Raw genomic sequence first — 16741 nt, 5'->3', positions numbered from 1 at the left:
CCGAGCGACACGCGAACACTTCCCACTATCTCTACGTCGACGGACACGTCGACGCTATCTCCGATCAGCAGGTACAAGTATGGATCGAACAACCTTTCAACTTTGCCAAGCCGCAATAGCTTTGCTTCTGCTCGCCAACCTACTCCCCAACATCGCGTGGGGACATGGCTCACCGGCGCACGTCGATGGCTCCACCGGAAAGCTAGTCGTCACCGGTAACGTCACGAACCCCATTGGCTTCGCTGGCGAAGTGTTCGCCGACGCGCATCCCGACGCCGCGCTGTTCGCAATCACCAGCAACCGCCTCTTTACCGATCTCCCCGGGTTCGATGTCACGAACGTCACACCGGGTTCGGGACTGTGGATCGAACCGATCTCGCGTCCCGATCGATCGCTCGAGGGTTCTCCTGAGCGATGGCTCTGGTACTGGTCGGCATCGACGAGTGCGATTGCGAGCGTCCCCACGGGCCAGCAACTGCAACTCGTATCGGCGCGTGGCTTCGGCGATCGGACCGTCACTGAGTTTGGCGATGCCCCCGGTTCTCTCCAGTTCATGGAGCCATTCGCCGACGACCTGGGCGAGCACGTTCATTCGCTTTACTACATCGTTCAGAACGCCTCGGCGTCCGCCGGTCAGAGCGGTGCCTACGCCTTCTTCGCCCGCCTCACTTCGCCGGCCTACGAACCGTCGGACCCGTTTCTCGTGGTCCTGCCAAACAGCTTAACATCGGACCAACTACTCGAAGCCGCGACGGAGATCAACGAGGCCGCCCTTTCGATTCAGCCCGGCGACTTCAATGGCGATGGCATTGTGAGCCTGGCCGACTACACGGTGTGGCGTGACAACCTTGGCGCGGCGGATGAGTCGCTTATCGGTAGCGCAGGCGATGGACAGAACGGTGTGGACAGCGGGGATTACGATCTTTGGAGGGCAAATTTCGGCTCGCCAAAAGGCATACCTGTGTATACAATGAAGATCCCAGAGCCCCGTTCGGCGATCAGTCTCGCCGCGTTGCTCCTCTTGTTTGGAACCCGAGCCAACCGTAGACGAACCCCAATCCCCGGTCCCGGCCAACCTAAACGAGCCTGCAATGAGGCCTTCAGTTATTACCGCCCTCCTCATCGCCAAGCTGTTGGTGGCTGCGTTGTTCGCGTGCGCCCCCAGTAAACGGAGCTTCGCCGACGATCCGGTTGTTCAGACTTTGTACAACCGTGTGCAAATGGTGACGTTTCGCAGTACGGTGCTGGAGCAAGACAAAAGCTTCACCGTGGTCCTTCCCCAGAATTACGATGCGGCTATCGATGACTGGCCCGTCTTGTTTTTTCTTCACGGCAGTGGGCGTCATGAGCGTTCGCTAGTGGATGTGCAAAGCAAGCGTGATGCTCTCAAGGCGGGCAACTACGTCACGATCCTTCCCGACGGCGATAGAAGCTGGTGGATAGACTCGCCCTATGGGGACTACGGCACCTACCTTGAAGAAACGTTTGCCGTGGCCGAGAACCTCTACAAGTTGTCCAGCAATCCGAAACATCGGGCGATTACGGGCTGGTCGATGGGAGGTTACGGTGCAGTTCGCTACGCGCAAACTCACGCCGATGAGTTCTCCGCGGTCTCGCCCATCATCGGGGTGATCGATTACCCGCGCGATCAAAGCTCTTTCCCCGAGGATCAAAGGTACGACATCCGAACGGAAATCTTCACGAGCAATCCGAGTAACTGGCCAGCCCACAATCCGATGAACTTCGTACAGGATCTTTCCGGCATGTCCGTTCAGTTGATCACTGGGACCACTGCTTTTGACCGGACGATGAATCAAAACTTCTCGGCCCAACTTACCGCGGCCGACATCGACCACACCCTTACCATTCTTGAAGGAGGGCATTCGTTTGACGTGACGTTGGAGAACGCCATACCACTGGTGGTGGCACACACCAATGCAGTCTTCGCCGAAACTCTCCTAGGCGACTTCAATGGCGATAACATCGTCAACCTCGCCGACTATACCGTATGGCGTGACAACCTCGGCGCGACGGACGAGTCGCTGATCTTTAGCGCCGGCGATGGACTGAACGGCGTCGATAGTGCGGATTACGAATTGTGGAAAACGAACTTCGGAGCGGTAAGCGCCAACGCAAGTTCCTTGCCGACAGGTTCGCTGGTCCCCGAACCCGGCAGTTTGATGGTTTTCGCGATAGCCGCTATCGCGTTGTTTCGCACGACGAAGTGCTCGGGTTTGCGCAGAACATTCTCGCCTCCGCGCTGAAGTGAATTGCAGGGCCAAATCTAGCCCGGCGACGGCTACCTAGCGTTTGCACCGTCTGCAATTCATGGGCAGAATACGAGGTACTCACCCGCCCCCTCCACCTCGATTGGCCTACATGTCGTTCGCACGTTTTGCCCTTTCGGCGTTCGTTCTTCTGGCCTGTTCGACGAACACCTCGGCGGTCACCACCGCGGTTTCGGCCTGGGACGCGGCCGAGTTTCGTATCTGGGGTTTTGTGCCGGACTGGACCACTCAATCCCAAGTCACCTCGTTCTCGACCGACGGCGTTTACGACCACGTGTCGGACGTGATTTACTTCGGAGGTGTCCGCCCAACCGCCAATGGGAACCTCGTCACCACCTCGGCCGGGGCGCAACACCTCAGTAAGCTCAAAGCGCACGCGGCGACGCACGATTTCCGCCTTCACATGAGCATGTTCACCGTCTCGGGTGGCACGGTGGACGACGTGTGGAACTCGATTGTCGGCAACAGCGCCAACCGCGCCAACTTCGTCTCGAACGTCGTCAACTTGATGAACGCCAATAACATGTCGGGGTTCAATCTCGACTGGGAACGGCCGAGCACCGACACCGAGTGGGCGAACTACACCCAACTGGCCAAGGACCTCAAGGCCGCTCTAGGTCCGTCGCGGGAAGTCTCGGTGGACGACTTCGGTTACGCCGACTCCGACTGGGACGACACGCCAACGTTCGACGCGCGGACCTACGACCAGCTCTTCCTCATGGGATACCACTACCCGGCCGATGACGGCACCAATCTCGACTACGAGACGTTTGCCGCTTCGCACCGCAACCTCACCGGCCAAGGGGCAGAAAAGGCGTTCGTCAATGAACAGATTGTGCCCGGCATCGGCACCTGGGGAACCAACGGACCTGGGGTGGTGAGCCTCAAGAACATCGTCGCCGCTGCCCCGAACCTGCCGAGCGATGCCGGCACGTACACGGGCACCGTGGGCGATATCAACGGCGCCACCCGCACCGGCACGTGGACTATCGAGAGTCGTGACCAAGTTCGCGACAAGGTGCAGTTTGCCCTCGATCACAATATGCCGGGCATCATGTCCTGGACACTCCATTACGACGCCACCAACCAGATGAGCTTGCACCGCGTGGCGCACCACTACGCGATGTTCGCCCAGGACGTTCCCGATTTGAATCTCGATGGCGTTGTCGACGCCGATGACGCGACCGGATTGTCCGACCGCATGGGCACCGTGCCGGGCTGGACCGGTACGAACACGGCGGCTCGATTCGAGAATTTCTACATCCGCGGCAACTGGGAAAAAGGTGATCACGATGGCAATGGCTTTGTGCGTCAAGACGATGCCGACTGGCTGGCCGATCGATTCACGGCACTCGGCGTTGCGCTCCCCGATCGCCTGAGCTACACGGGCGAGTTCGAGCGATTCACCGACAGTCGTGGGGTCGCCGGGCGATGGCTCGTGGGCCGTGACTCCGAGGACAAGCTTGAAGAGACAGGCAACTTCACGCAGCACGCTGCCAACTACTTGCCCTTTAGCGCCAGCGGTGTCGGGGCGGCGATGCATAGCAATTCGGCGATCACCCTCCGCAATCAAAACGCGGCCGAACGGTACGACACGCTCAACACCGCCCCCCGCACGTTGAACGTGCCGCTCGAATCGCCCATCGACCTCGGCGGCCACGACGAGCGTTATTTCACCATGCTCGTTCGGCAGAACACGTCCTCGCTGTTAAGCACTCAACTGACGTCCCCTAATCGAGTACTAGCGATTGAATTCGTGGACGCCGCAGGCAGCAACCAGTTCGATGTTGCTTTCCTGGGACAGCAGCAACAGGTTTCGATTCGCAGCCAAGCCGATACCACAGGAGGGGATGTCACCGCAGCAGGCTTCGCCCCCAACACAACGTACCTGCTAATTGGCCGAATCCAGGGCAACGGCGCTGGAGCGAACACCCTCTCCGTATCGCTGCTGCCAGCGGGAGCCAGCATTGGCAACTTCGCCGCTGAGGACTTTCAGTGGAACCTCACCACCACAAGCAGCAATGGATTCAATCCGCTCATCGCCGACGTTCGTTTGCAGAGTTTGTACGAGGGGAGCTTTACGGTCAGCAACCTGTGGCTGGGTACCGCGGCCGATTTCTTCGCGTCCCCTTCGGCAGCTGCAGGCGACTTCAATGGCGATGGGCTGGTAAACCTGTCCGACTACTCCGTGTGGCGAGATGCGCTCGGCACATCCGGCGACTTCCCACCCGCGGATGCGAATGGGAATGGCGTCGTCGACGCGGGAGACTATCAAGTGTGGAAGCAGAACTTCGGCACGGTGATCGCAAACACATCGGTCGCGACCGCGAGGGTGCCCGAGCCTTCTGCCATGTTGCTCGTAGCCGGTGCGTGCCTGCTACTTGCAACGCGACAGATTCGCCGGTCGTAATTCTGCAAACCTCTAAGTCGCAAACCCATGCTGCTTCCGATGGTACGGACCATCGAAGTCCTTGGCCGTCTTGAACAACTCCAGCCGTCCATCGCCCGCGACTTCTTCAACCTTGGCTAGCAGCGTGGAGAGCTCGGCCTCCGACAGTGGCTTAAAGTTCCGCGCGATGTCCAGGGCTTGATCGAGATCCCGGTCGCTCGTCATGCCGGTGACTACCGTACTCACCGGTTGCGACAGCGCGAACCGCAGGCACTCGGCGTGAGTTGCTTCGGTCTTGCTTGGAATGTTTCCGGTGCCACCTCCCATCACTTTCATACCAATCACGCCGACTCCTTGCCCCACGCACTGGGGAACCACGTCGTGCAGGAAGCTACGGAAAAAATAGTCGCAAACATTGATTGGCATTTGCGACGATGTCCACGGCTGGGGCTTGCCGAGCATTTTCAGGTGGATGCTCGGATCTTTGTGACCGGTGAAGCCGATGTAGCGCACCTTGCCAGCCTTCACCGCTTCGCGTGCTGCGCGAATGCCACCACGCTCGAATACCCAGTCAGGATCGTTGTCGTAAACCATCTCGTGGAACTGCCACAGGTCGATCACGTCGGTCTGCAGGCGTTTGAGACTTTCGTCGAGGTGCTTCTTCGCACCCTCATAGTCGCGATCGCACACCTTGGTCATCAAAAATACTTTGTCGCGACGATCGTGAATCGCCTTGCCCATCAGCTCTTCGCTATAGCCATCGTGGTAGTCCCAGGCGTTGTCAAAGAAATTTAGACCTTCGTCGAGCGCCCGGTGCATCAAGCCAATCGCTGCGGGCTCGCCATCGCGTTTCGCCATCTGGCCAATGTGATGCCCGCCGAGTCCGACGATCGACACCTGCGGCCCCGTCTTACCGAGCGGCCGACGCGGCATGCCACTGGCATCGTCGCGCTGCTGAGCGAACACTTCGCTCGCGAGCGCCACGAGCGCAGCAGAAGTGACGCCGGTGCGAAGGAACTGGCGACGGTCGGAGGTTGCGGGCATGGGTTGCTCCTTTGCAAAAAGAAGTGGTCAATTCGATCTTATCGTTCTGCCTTATAATTCTGCAAACTGCGGAGCAAACGCGACGCCAAATGCCAGCACGCCGCGAAGAAATCTCAGCATTTCTGCCCAACAACTAGGCAGCCGATTTGTCGACCCAATGCGGACAAGTTTCCCTGTTGCCTAGAAACGCTTGGTTTTCACGAACTTCCGAGCTTTTTCGGTTAAGTTTCGCCCGGTAATCCGCGAAGGCGTGCGACTTGGCACATCGATTGCGTTGGTCGCCATTCCCACCAACAACCTGCCGGCACAACGTCCACCGCGCTCTTTGAGCGCGCGTGATGCCGGTCCCACCTATACCCTCTGCGGAATGCGACGATGAAAAAAGGATTCTTGATTGACATGGACGGCGTGATCTACCGTTCGAGTGAACTCATTCCCGGTGCGCGCGAGTTCATCGCGACGCTCGAGCGGTGCGAAATCCCGTTCATGTTCTTGACGAACAACAGCCAGCGCACCCGACGTGATGTGGCGATGAAGCTCGAGCGAATGGGCATCCCGGTTACTGAGAGACACATCTTCACGTGCGCGATGGCCACCGCGCGGTTCCTGGCGCGGCAGCAGCCAGGAGGCACCGCGTACGTGATAGGGGAAGGTGGCTTGCAAACCGCTTTGCATAAGAATGGTTACGCCGTGGTCGATCGCAATCCCGACTACGTGGTGGTCGGCGAAGGTCGCACACTTAGTTTCGAAATGCTCGAAGCGGCCGTGCAAATGGTGCTCGACGGCGCGAAACTGATCGCCACGAATCTCGACCCCAACTGCCCAACGAAGAATGGCACTCGCCCTGGTTGCGGCGCCATTGTGAAACTCATTGAAGAGGCCACCGGCGTCAAAGCCTTCAGCGTCGGCAAGCCCAGCCCCGTAATGATGCGGCAAGCTCGCAAGGAACTCGGCATGGCCACCAGCGAGACCATCATGGTCGGCGACACCATGGAAACCGACATCCTCGGCGGCGTGCAAATGGGTTACCGCACCGTGCTCGTTCTGTCGGGCGGCACCAAGCGTGAAGACCTGGAGCGTTACGCCTACCAGCCCGACTTGGTCGTCGACTCGGTCGCCGACCTGTGCGACACCTCGGTGCTCATTAACCAAGTGCTACCCACCATGAACCGCGAAGACGACACGCCGCTGGATATCGACGCGTGGAGCCGGGCGCACGCGTAGCGAATGACGAATGACCAAGTACCCAATGACCAGGGAAGGGAAATGGACGCCCCTCCTTTGGTCATTGATCTTAGTTCGCGGCTCAATTCACTCCACCAAACACTCCGCCAGCTTCTCACGATCGCCGAACTCCAGTGCCAGTGCGAGCTGAGCACAGCGGTCTTGGAACTGCGCGCCGGTGTCGCCTTGGCCTTGCTCCACCAGCAGGTCCCAGAGTTCTGGGGCGTCTGGCAAGACGCTTGCTGCCAGGTGGCGGCGACCTTCGTCATTGAGCGACGAAAACTCGACCACGCGGTCCACTCGACCTGGTCGGCTCGATCGGCCGTTAACCGGAACGCCGAGCGCGGGATCGATTCGTTCCAAGTGATTCGTAGTAATCACCAGCAGCAATCCATCCGCACGCTGGACACCGTCCAGGCAGTTCAGCAGGCAGTCGAACGTGAGCCCGCCCTTCTCGCCGGCGACGACGTTCTCGCGGCCGTGAAACACCGCGTCGATGTCTTCGAGGAGTGCCATGCAAGGGACTTCGGTCAGCATGCTCGACCACTCAGTTTGCAGCTCGTCGTTGTACAAGCTGGCGAGGTCGAACGAGAAGACCGGCAGGTCCAGGTCCTCGGCAATCGCTCGCGCGAACGCGGTCTTGCCGGTGCCTGGCTCGCCATACAGCAGCCAACCTCGTCGCCAAGGAAGGTCGCGCTCGCGGTGCCACTCTTCGCTCGCGAGCCAGCGCTCGGCATCGATCACAAGCTCCTGACCGCTTTCATCGAGTGCCAGCCGATCGACCGCGCGGCGGCCCTTGCGTCGGGGTGTGCCGAGTTGATGGAACTCGTACCCCAGTGGACGGTACTGCAAGCATCGCCGGAGGTCGCCGTGCGCGGCGTTCATGCTAGGATGTCCCTGCTGCTGGCCCGGAAACCGCATCCGCCCCGCCGAACCGAAGACGTGTTTCACGTAGTGTCGACCTTCCGCCTCGCAGTTCTCGTGCACTTGGCGATTGAAATACTCGGTGGCGTCAATCACTAGTCGTTCGGGATCGAACATGCCGCGAAGGTAGGTGACCGACAGGCTGCGCTGGTCGTAGTCGCTCGAGTTCACGCCATCTTCGAGCGATATCTCGGAGCTTCGTCCGGAGGTAACCCACAGCGCTCGCCAACCTTGCCAATAAATACGACCGGCTGGCGGAGTGACTTCCATCGAGACAATCTGCACGCGACGTTTCGGCTGGACGTACAACATCCAACCCACGTACGCGCGTGGCCCCCAGGTCGACGCCGTGAACTGGCTACGCAGGTAACACAGCATCGCCTCGGCCTGATAGCCGTCGAGCGTCACCGACATCAACACGCGGCTTGCCAGCACTTGGTACGCACTGCGAACGTGCGTCCAGAACGCGGCAAGCAGCGAACCAATTGCGGCGCCGGAGGCAAACAGCCATGGTGAGTATTCAGAAAACATCGGATCACTTTCTAGTTCTATTCGGTTGGCGATGAGGACAACCGAAGACGCACCGAAGTTCGCACCACCGCAAAGGTTTTTGCTAGCACTGGGTGTAAACTCCACGCGGACGCCCCACAGCCTTCGGGGTTGTGCCATCACCGGGGCACTTCTATACTCGCCCGCCGCGCGGGTTGCACGCCGTGCGCATTTCCATGGATGGAGAACGACACGATGGGCGCGCGAATTTCCCTGCTCTCGCTGGCAATACTCACGTTGGCGTTGGTCACCGCTGCACCAACGTGTGCTCAGGACAACGGTAGCTGGCAGACGGCTGGCGCGAGTCGCTATGGCGATGCCACGCTCCCCGCCGCTGCGCCGATCACTCCCATTCCAGCCAGTGCGCCCGCTTCGATTCCGAACACCCAGCCTGCTGCCGCGGCGCCGCTGACTCCGATCACGGGACCGGCGCCCTCGCGGGCGAGAGTTTCGAAGGGTGCGGGGACGCTTCCCAACGATCAGGGCCAGGTGTGGCGGGAGTACGACATTCGCCCTTTCACGGCCCGCGCCGCGGGCGTCGAAAAGCCCGAGCAATCGCTGGTGGACTGGATCCTTCGCGAGACCGGTTACGAAGCGTGGCACTCCGAGCCGCTGGGCATTCTCAGCGCTAACCATGACACGCTCCGCGTGTACCACACGCCCGAGATGCAGGCCATGGTCGCCGACATCGTCGATCGTTATGTGAATCAACAGTCGGAAGCCGAAGCGTTCTCGCTCCGCGTGGCGACGGTCACCAGCCCTAACTGGCGGGCCAAGGCGCTGCCGCTGATGACGCCACTGCCGGTGCAGTCGCCAGGCGTGCAAGGCTGGATCATGGCGAAGGAAAACGTCGCCCAACTGCTCGCCGACCTCACGCGTCGAAGCGACTACCGCGAGTTCAATTCGCCAACGCAGCTTGTCGGCAACGGTCAATCGATCCTGATCAGCACCATGCGTCCGCGATCGTACATTAAAGGCGTGCTTCCCACGCCCAACGTGTGGCCTGGCTTCCAACCCGAACAAGGTCAGCTCGAAGAAGGTTTCTCGCTCGAGTTCAGTCCGCTGCTCTCGCTCGACAAGTCGACGTGCGACGCGGTGCTCAAACTGCGGCTGCACCAGGTGGAGAAGTTGGTGCCGGTGGTGCTCGACATTCCGACCCCCGTGGCACAGAACCAGCGAATGGAGGTTCAGGTGCCACAGGTGAGCATGGCGAATCTGCACGAGCGATTCCGCTGGCCGACCGACCAAGTACTTCTGTTGTCGATGGGCGTGATTGGTACGCCCGGACCGACGAAGGAAAACGCCCTGACCTCGGCGATTCCTATGCTGAAGTCGGCGGCCCGCGCGGACGCGCTGGTGTTTATCGAGGCCAAGGGAAGCGTCCTGCCGCCGGCCGCCCCGAATGCCCCCGTCTCGACCGCTAACCGCAATCCCGCGAGCTTCCACGGGCGGTATTAGATCGGCCCGGTTGCTAGCGGCTGGTGGACCCTCACCTAAGACTTTGCGATTTGGTATTCTGCCAAGACTATGAGTGATCCCACCGCCCAGCCCCGTCGTGTTGTCGTTACCGGTATTGGTGTCGTGTGCCCGCTGGGCAGTCGAGTGGACGACGTCTGGTCGGCACTCTCTTCCGGCACCAGCGGCATCACCAACTGCGATACGCTGCCTGTGGAGTCGGCAGGATTGCCGATGAAATTCGCGGGCGAGTGCCGGCAGTTTACGGGCGACATCTCCAATTTTGGCGAGCTCGAAAAGGACAAGCAAAAGTCGATCCGCAAGGCGCTCAAGGTCATGTGCCGCGAGACGCAGATGGCAGTGGCCGCTGCGGAACTTGCTCTGGCGGATGCGGGCATCACTGCGGGCTCGATCGATCCCGAGCGTGCGGGCGTCGTGCTCGGCAGCGACTACATGCTGACCGTGCCTGAAGACTACGTCGATGGCATTCGCAAGTGCACCGAAGAGGGTCAGTTCGACTACACGGATTGGGGCACCGAAGGCCTCGACCAGATGACGCCGCTGTGGATGCTGAAGTACTTGCCAAACATGCCGGCGAGCCACATCGCTATTCTCAACGACTTCCGCGGCCCGAACAACTCGCTCACCATGCGCGAGACCTCGAGCAACATGGCAGTGGGCGAAGCCTTCACCACCATCTCGCGCGGGCACGCCGATGTGATGGTAGCCGGGGCAACCGGCACACGCATTTTGCCGATGCAGGCAATCCACGCCATGCAGTCGGGCGAACTCGCCGATCAAAGCTGCGAGCCAAGTGCCGCATGCCGACCGTTCGACAAGAACCGCACCGGTATGGTGGCGGGCGAAGGTGCGGGGACCGTGGTGCTCGAAGAGTACGAACACGCCAAGGCCCGCGGCGCGAAGATCTATGGCGAAGTGGTGGGCGTCGGTTCGAGCCTGGTCGCCGATCGACAACTTCGCGGCGACACCGAGAAGGCGCTGGCCAATGCGATTGCCGCTGCCCTGCGCGACGCAAAGCTCGCCCCCGAGAACGTCGGCCACATCAACGCCCACGGCCTGGGCACCAAGTCTGGCGATCAGCACGAAGCGGCCGCCATCCGCACCGCGCTCGGTGACGCTGGCAAAACCGTGCCGGTGACTTCGCTGAAGAGTTACTTCGGCAACCTCGGCGCCGCGAGTGGTGTGGTGGAACTCGCGGGCAGTCTGCTCGCCCTCAAGAACGGCCAGCTTCCCAAGACGCTGAACTACGAAACCCCCGACCCCGAGTGCGGCATCACCGTCGCCACGGGCGAGCAATCGCCCGGCAAAAGCTTCCTGAAGCTGAGCGTCACCCCCCAAGGCCAAGCCTCGGTGCTGGCGGTCGTCGCGGGGTAGTTGGCGCGGGGTGGGGTTTGCCCGGCGGGCGCGCTTAGCGTGCGATGGGAGGAATTCGCACGCAGTCTCTTCTGCAACGGCGTAACGACTTCGCTGTTTGGTTCGTGGATATCGGCGAGGTATAATGGTGGTGTCCAACTCTAATGGAGCCCATGATGAGCACGGTTCAAGAAATCGAAGCAGCGATTCGCCAACTACCTCCCAATGACCTAAGCGCCTTTCGAAATTGGTTCGCCGAGTTCGATGCCGCCCAGTGGGATCAACAGTTCGAAGAGGACGTATTGGCCGGAAGGTTGGATGATCTGGCGAACGAAGCCATCGCGGACCTCCAGGCTGGACGGACGACGGAGCTGTGAAGCATCGAGCCAACCCCAGGTTCTGGCAGGATTTTCGGCGGCTTCCGCATGATATTCAGCAGTTGGCGAGAGAGTGCTATCGGCTTCTTCGAGACGATCCTCGCCATCCATCCCTACACCTCAAGAAGGTAGGGCGCATGTGGTCGGTGCGGGTCGGGATTCATTACCGTGCTGTGGCGGTCGAAGAAGAGGGAGCTCTGGTTGGGTTCTGGATTGGCACCCACGCCGAATACGACCAACTACTCAGGCGGATGTAATTGCTGTGACGCCCTCACAAGGGTGCGAAGTCCCTCGGCACACGTGGCCGTATTATGCCTGCGGCGCGTGTGGCGCTTCACCTGTCGACTTTTTTCTACCTGCCCATGGTGTGATTGATTGGCCAGGCGTTTATCATTTTCTCACGCCAAGTCGCAAAGACGCGAAGCGTTTAGCTCCAAAGGAGCGCGCTTTGATAGGCCAGGGCGCACGCCTGGTTAGGGATGGGTAGTTTTAATTGTTGGCTCTGAAAGAGCACGCTATCTCACGCAGGCGCGTAGGGGTAGCGCGTCCCTTCGGGACTAGGGTCGTTGTTGGCAACGGGTTCCCAGGACTTCGTCCTGGGCTGTCGAAGCGCGCCACTTCGTGGCTACGAGACTGGGTGCGTGAGTGGAGGAGTATTTGCGATAAGGTTAAGCGTCAAGCGCCGTATCGGCGCGGAGCTTGATACGGCCTACGGCCAATGGCATACGGCTCTTAAAAAAAGTGACGGGATCCCGTCGGGCGGTTGGGCGGGGTGGAACTTGGATGGGGTAACCGGTGTTCGTGTTTGCCGGCAGGCATCGTCAGTATCACCTCGCCCCACGGGCGCGCAGTTCGAGACAGCCTGGCGTAAACCTATAACGCAGGTCCAAGGTGCTGATCGGCCAAACCACCCGTCTCGATACGTATCGGTGGGGTCCCCGCGACGAAGGTGGTCCGCTATCTCGAAGCACAACTGCCACTCCCCGTGCGCTTTCGCGTACGACGAACGGTTGCATTGTAGCGGATGTACACGCTTTTATCAAGTGCTGATGTGTACGCGTGGACATTTTGTGGGAAATAGTTGTGGACCGCGAAATCTGCGAGCTACAGGCCCCTGTGTCATCCTGAGGGAGCCCTAGCGACTGAAGGATCTCCTCCGCCATTGGGAAAGTACTCACAGGGGCGAGATTCTTCGGGTCGTGCTACTCCCCTCAGAATGACACGCGCTTAAGGCTCCCTGCATGTATGGGTTCGCTGTCGCCCCTCCGGGGCTTTTGGGGCGCGGGGGGTCAGTGGTCCCGGGGCTCGCGCCCCGGGCTAGGCGCTGTCGCCGCTCCGCGGCTGTGAAGAGGAGAATGCGCGAGCTCGTGCAAGTCGCGCAACGCACTGGGGGCTCGCGGAACTCGCCCCCAGGCACCCATGACGAAAGGACAACGCGCCACCTCTTGTGCTGCGCACACGGACAATCGGCCGGGGTGGATCTTCGAAGTGACGGGGCGTGAGTCGGCCGAAAGTCCGTGCCAACCGGGGAAGATGGAAGATGGCAAGCAGGATGCTTACCCCACTATTCGCGTTCTAGCTCTTCCACCAGCCCGCCCGCCAAGTACTCGTACTGTTCTACGCTGTTGTAGAGCTGCGCGCTGATGCGGAAGTAGCGGCGGCCGTCGGCTAGGTCGCTCTTGTTGCGCCACACGGGGACTTGGATGCCGTGGTTCGTAAGCAAGGCATCTTGCAATGCGTCGGCGAAGTAGGTGGGGCGGGCGGCTAGCGACTGGCGGCGTGATTCTTCGACGATGGGAAGCGGCAGCGTGGCCATGGGGCCGATGAGTTCGTCGGCGTAGGGTGGTTCGACGCCAAGGCGTTGACACAACAGATCGCGACCTTCGAGCACTAGCTGGTGGTTGCGGGCGATGATGCCTCGCCAATCGGTGTCGGCGATTTGGGGCAGGATCTCCAAGGCATCGGCCACCGCACCCGCGGCGGTGTAGTCGTCGGTGCCGGTGTAGTCGAACTCCATTTGGTACTTGCTTCGCTCCCCTGCCCCGAGGGGGAACGCGTTGGCCTCGGCGTGGTTACTGAGTACCAGTGGGCGAAAACCGTCCTGCAAGTCGGGGCGGACCCACAACAGCGCGGCACCCTTGGGCGAGCAGAGCCACTTGTGGCAGTTCGACGTGTAGAACGCACAGCCGAGCGCGGCGATGTCGACCATCACAGCGCCAGGACCGTGCGCGGCGTCGACCACCGTCGTCACTCCACGATGTTCAAGCTCGCGAACGATTCGCGCCACGGGCAGCACGGCTCCGCTGGCGCTAGTGATGTGACTGAGCAGGCAGATGCGAGTGCGCGGGGTGACGGCAGCGAGCAGTGACTCGACGATTTCGTCGACACCGATTGGCCAGAGTTCTTCTCGCTCCAAGGGCATTGGTACGTGGACCACGCGAGCACCAGTTCGCGCGGCGAGGCGATTCAGGTTATTGAGGCACGCGCGGTACTCGTGGTCGAACGCCAGGAGTTCGTCGCCGGGACCGAGTGGACGACCATCCGCAAGCCCATGACCTCGCGCGACGTTTTCGAGGATCGTTTCGACGGCGGTGGTGGCGTTGCGACAGAAGACGTAGTCCCCTGCCTCGCCACCGAACTCAGCGGCTAGCGCGCGGCGCGAGCGGTCGAGCATGTCGAACAGTCCTCGCGCGAAGAACGAGACGGCGTCGGCCTCCATTTGATCGCGCCACTTAGCCTGTGCGTCGAGCACGGCCGTGGGACACGCACCGTAGGAGCCGTGGTTTAGATAGGTGACGCGTGGGTCGAGTCGCCAGTGGCGAGCGGCGGGGGGCGGGGTGGGTAGCGTTGGCATGCGTTGGAGCATACACGGGGAGTTGGCCGTCGCCAACGCTGGGGGTGGCTGCAGTTAGCCGTAGAGCGGTGATGGCCTCGTGGCATCTCCTGTGGGGGGAGTACTGCGGTGGGCAACCGGGCTCGGAGAGCCCTCCCACAATGGATCGAATCGGTGCTCAATTGTTGGAACTCGTCTGCTCTATTCTCATGTACGTTTCGCGGGAACTGGCTCGTAAAATGGAGTTGGCGAGTAAACTCGCTTCCCACCCCACTCCCGCGGCCCCCGGCCGTCCCGCCTCGCATCCGAACGCTCGGAGATTCGTCGTGTACCACACCCACTGGATGATTGCGCACACGCTACTATTGATCGCGACGGTCTCGCCGGTTTGTGCCGAGCCGATTGAGTCGCCGCTCGCCGAGGTCTGCGCCAAGTTCTCGAAATACGACTGGAAGTCGGATGGGCGGGGCGAGATTGAATCGCTCGAACTGCTGGCGAGCCACACTGCCAAGCGGCCGGCAGGGCGGATCGTGATGTTCGTCGAGAAGCGACTGCTGGAGATCGATGCGGACGGCGAGCTTCGCACATCGGTCGATCAATGGGCGAAGGATCTCGCGAACGAGGGTTACGCGGCGGACGTGCTGGCGATCGAATTCGCGACCGACAACCTGCACCGCGATGGCGAGCACCTGCTCGCGCTGCGCGAAGTGCTACGGGTACTGCATCGCGACCACGCACTTGCCGGCGTGGTGCTGGTGGGGCGGTTTCCGGACGCGTACTTGGTTCGCTCGTGCAACTGGCACAAGCAGGGAGACGTGACGCTTCGCAAGAACAAGTCCGACGAGAAGAAGTACAAGAAGGTGCATTACCTGGCCCGAGTGCCGGAGCCAATCGCGCCGCGTGCGGACATCGTGTTGGCGGACCTCGATGGGAATTGGGAGGACTTATACGTCCGCGAGTCGACCGAACTGCCGAGCACCATTGCGGTGTTCGAGGAGCCGATGGGAGAGAACTACAGTGCTCGCTCGCTCGACGGGGAAGTGAAGTCGAAACGCTACGAGGACTTTTTTCACATCGCCGATGGAGAGCTGAGAGTCGTTGAATCGCGCACCAAGAGCACTCGCCCGCCGATGATTCGCGTGGGAGCGCATAAGATGGATTCCGAGTGCACCGCTGAGGACAAAAAACTACCCAACGCGATCGCGCACCCGGAGATTCTGGTGTCGCGGATCAATGCGGCGGGGATTGCGTGGAAACCGCGGGAGGACATTCGCGGCGAAGAGGGCAAGCAACTGCTGGACGATAAGGGCCGGCCTCAGTCCGTGACGTTTGCGAGTGAGAAGCAGGTGCCTGATTGGCGGAATGGTATCTGGGACGCCGATGCGGAGATGGAACTCGGGCTATTGGTCGACTACTTCGCCCGCAACCATGCCTATCGCACCGGCGCTAGTTCGATCGCGTGGCGGCCCTCGGCCATCTCGTGCGATTTGCCTTCAGGCTATCGGGTGATGCGTCACGCGGCGGACGACTGGCAGTCGCACGACGATCGCCGAATGGCCGATGTTCGGAACCGCCCGCAGCTCACGGACTTCGCGGCGTGGATGGCCTATCCGTCGGTGCTGCGGACGATCCGTGCGCATAGCTTTCCGCAGGGAAGTCAGTTTCGCAATGGCGACGCTGAGGTGCTCGACGAGTTGATTGGCGAGGCGGGTGCATGCTGGTCGTGGACGCCGCGCGGTGATCGATTGGAACCGTCGCTCGCGGCTTCGTCCGGGCGTGGAATGTTTAATTGGTTCTTGATGCGAACGCTGTGGGAGAATGGTCAGGTGGCGGCGGAGCCCGCGTTCTACCATCACACCGGCTGCAACAGCGTCACGCCGGCCAGTGCGAGTAAGCTTCCGTTTACTCATCGCGATTACGGCCGGTACCAGAGCGCCGAGGCGCTGCTGTTGATGGGGAACGGATTGTCGCTGGTCGGGCGCGCGAAGGTGTACTACGACGAGCCGCGAGGGTTTGTTGAGTCGCTGCGGCGAGGAGAGACCTTCGGCGAGGCCTGGGCCGACTACTTTGCCTACGAGTCGGGGACGAAGGGGGACAAGCACAACCGTGGCGAGATCGATCGCAAGCGATCTTATTTTTGGAGCGTGCTGGGTGACGCCACGCTGACGCTCAAGAAGCCAGAGGACAACTCGGCGGACGACCGCACGGCGAACGGCCGTCATCTCGGTCAGGCGACTGCTGATACAATGGGTGGGCCGGCGCGATCGTAGGGCTGGCCTTCGCC

The 16741-nt window shown here is 61.0% G+C and carries 12 protein-coding genes; 8 read left to right on the top strand and 4 right to left on the bottom strand.

All coding sequences use genetic code 11. The features are described 5' to 3' along the window. Positions 1-79 precede the first annotated feature (79 nt). From SH292x_RS03780 to SH292x_RS03770, 3 genes are all read left to right on the top strand, one after another. Entirely contained in the window at positions 80-1168 is a 1089-nt protein-coding gene (locus SH292x_RS03780) for a hypothetical protein (protein WP_442484254.1), read from the top strand. Continuing rightward, entirely contained in the window at positions 1092-2264 is a 1173-nt protein-coding gene (locus SH292x_RS03775; RefSeq protein ID WP_442484253.1) for an alpha/beta hydrolase-fold protein, read from the top strand. Before SH292x_RS03780 ends, SH292x_RS03775 begins: the two co-directional genes overlap by 77 nt. Before the next feature lie 115 nt (positions 2265-2379). Then, positions 2380-4698, top strand: a complete 2319-nt coding sequence (locus SH292x_RS03770; protein ID WP_442484252.1) for a glycosyl hydrolase family 18 protein — start codon at positions 2380-2382, stop codon at positions 4696-4698. A gap of 12 nt (positions 4699-4710) precedes the next feature. On the opposite strand, the gene SH292x_RS03765 is transcribed toward SH292x_RS03770, so the two are convergent. Next, the gene (locus SH292x_RS03765; protein ID WP_442484251.1) at positions 4711-5721 is read right to left on the bottom strand and encodes an aldo/keto reductase; all 1011 of its coding nucleotides are present in this window, start codon (positions 5719-5721) and stop codon (positions 4711-4713) included. Between the two features lie 375 nt (positions 5722-6096). Between SH292x_RS03765 and SH292x_RS03760 the strand changes: the two genes are divergently transcribed. Next, a complete protein-coding gene (locus SH292x_RS03760; RefSeq protein ID WP_442484250.1) occupies positions 6097-6945 on the top strand; it encodes a TIGR01457 family HAD-type hydrolase in 849 nt (282 codons plus the stop codon). A gap of 87 nt (positions 6946-7032) precedes the next feature. Here SH292x_RS03760 and SH292x_RS03755 read toward each other — a convergent pair whose 3' ends face one another. Then, positions 7033-8400: an AAA family ATPase gene (locus SH292x_RS03755; RefSeq protein WP_442484249.1), complete on the bottom strand. Its 1368-nt coding sequence runs from the start codon at positions 8398-8400 to the stop codon at positions 7033-7035. 213 nt (positions 8401-8613) lie between these two features. Here SH292x_RS03755 and SH292x_RS03750 point away from each other — a divergent pair, with 213 nt between their 5' ends. Next, positions 8614-9876: a hypothetical protein gene (locus SH292x_RS03750; protein ID WP_442484248.1), complete on the top strand. Its 1263-nt coding sequence runs from the start codon at positions 8614-8616 to the stop codon at positions 9874-9876. A gap of 69 nt (positions 9877-9945) precedes the next feature. Continuing rightward, the gene (locus SH292x_RS03745; RefSeq protein ID WP_442484247.1) at positions 9946-11268 is read left to right on the top strand and encodes a beta-ketoacyl-[acyl-carrier-protein] synthase family protein; all 1323 of its coding nucleotides are present in this window, start codon (positions 9946-9948) and stop codon (positions 11266-11268) included. Between the two features lie 209 nt (positions 11269-11477). Here SH292x_RS03745 and SH292x_RS03740 read toward each other — a convergent pair whose 3' ends face one another. Continuing rightward, positions 11478-11735, bottom strand: coding sequence for a hypothetical protein (locus SH292x_RS03740; protein WP_442485892.1), 258 nt, complete (start codon positions 11733-11735; stop codon positions 11478-11480). Between SH292x_RS03740 and SH292x_RS03735 the strand changes: the two genes are divergently transcribed. After that, positions 11621-11881, top strand: a complete 261-nt coding sequence (locus tag SH292x_RS03735; RefSeq protein ID WP_442484246.1) for a type II toxin-antitoxin system RelE family toxin — start codon at positions 11621-11623, stop codon at positions 11879-11881. The two genes, SH292x_RS03740 and SH292x_RS03735, sit on opposite strands and share 115 nt — an antisense overlap. A 1307-nt stretch (positions 11882-13188) precedes the next feature. Here the strand turns inward: SH292x_RS03735 and SH292x_RS03730 are convergent. Beyond that, positions 13189-14478: an aminotransferase class V-fold PLP-dependent enzyme gene (locus tag SH292x_RS03730; protein WP_442484245.1), complete on the bottom strand. Its 1290-nt coding sequence runs from the start codon at positions 14476-14478 to the stop codon at positions 13189-13191. Positions 14479-14783: 305 nt separating this feature from the next. On the opposite strand from SH292x_RS03730, the gene SH292x_RS03725 reads away from it, so the two are divergent. Continuing rightward, positions 14784-16727 (top strand): hypothetical protein, encoded by a 1944-nt coding sequence (locus SH292x_RS03725; RefSeq protein WP_442484244.1) that lies wholly within the window; start codon positions 14784-14786, stop codon positions 16725-16727. The last annotated feature ends 14 nt before the right edge of the window (positions 16728-16741 follow it).

It is taken from the genome of Aeoliella fuhlenseeensis, assembly GCF_052161615.1.
GTDB lineage: Bacteria > Planctomycetota > Planctomycetia > Pirellulales > Lacipirellulaceae > Aeoliella.
Note: the sequence above shows the minus strand (reverse complement) of the source record. Positions and strands in the feature narration are given on the sequence as shown.